The organism is Mitsuaria sp. TWR114 (genome assembly GCF_007997345.1).
In genome coordinates, this window is the sequence record NZ_VOSR01000391.1 from 1 (window position 1) to 1,071 (window position 1,071).

The 1,071-nt window shown below is 73.0% G+C and carries 1 protein-coding gene; it reads right to left on the reverse strand.

Annotated features, from left to right (window positions below; all coding sequences use genetic code 11):
- Positions 1-913, reverse strand: a 913-nt coding sequence (locus FUT87_RS14845) for an FAD-dependent oxidoreductase (RefSeq protein ID WP_147241514.1), incomplete at its 3' end; no start/stop codon positions are given.
- Positions 914-1,071: the final 158 nt, after the last annotated feature.

The window sequence follows — 1,071 nt, forward strand, 5'->3', positions numbered from 1 at the left end:
GCTGGTCCTCGTCGGCGACGGCGTGGACCGCGCGCGGCCAGTCGTGGCCGACCGCGATCGCGTCGCCGTTGGCGGAAAACGCCTGGCCCAGCATCCGCGACAGCGGCAGGCCGCGGTCGCGCGCGCTCATCAGGATCTCGGTCGAGCCCAGCGACCCGGCCGCCAGCACGACCCCGCCGGTCGCCAGTTCGCCCTGGTCGGTGCGCAGCGCGACGACGCGCTCGCCCTCGACGACGAAGCCGGTCGCCTGCGCCTGCAGCCGTCCCTGGAAATTCGGATGCCGCGCGAGGCGCTCGCCCAGCTGGACGCTGAGCGCGTGGCAATCGGCCACGGCCTCGCCCGCGGTGAAGATGCCACCCGCGAGCCAGTCCGCGCCGCCATCGCCCAGCGCGGGTTCGATGGCGAGGCATTCGTCCCGGGTCAGCGCGCGTTCCGGTCCGCCCGGCGCGCGCGCGGCCACGCGGGCGAATTCCTCGGCCTTCCGGTAGACGACCAGCTTGCCGGGCGTGCGCAGCTCGATGGCGTCGAGCGCCGCGTGGCGTTGCAGCTCGCCGAAGCATTGCTGGCTGAAGGCGCCCAGTTCGAGCAGGCGCTCGGTGGTGCGCTGGTTGATCGGACCGCGGCAGTGGGCGAGGAAGGCGGCCAGCCAGCGCCACTGCGCGGCGGTGCCATCGGGCTTGAAGCGCAGCGGGCCGTCGGGGTCCAGCAGCCAGCGCAGCGCCTTCAGCGGCACGCCGGCATCGGCCAGCGGCGACACGTAGCGGTAGCTGAGCTGCCCGCCGTTCGCCCGGCTCGCGCCGGTGGCGAGCGCGGCCTCGCGCTCCACCAGCGTCACCCGGTGCCCCGCCTCCGCCAGGGCCCAGGCGGTGGTGACGCCAACGACGCCGCCACCGATCACCACGAGTTGCTTCATCCCGGACGAATTCATTCTTGAATGGTCCGGGAGGGTACGGATTCGCGCCGGCCTCAGCCAATGAAAGCGAGGCCGCTACCCATAACCCTGTTGAATGCGCGCAAATGCGGTGCCAACCGGGTTACTCCCTCTCCCCGCGCGCGGGGAGAGGGTGGGGG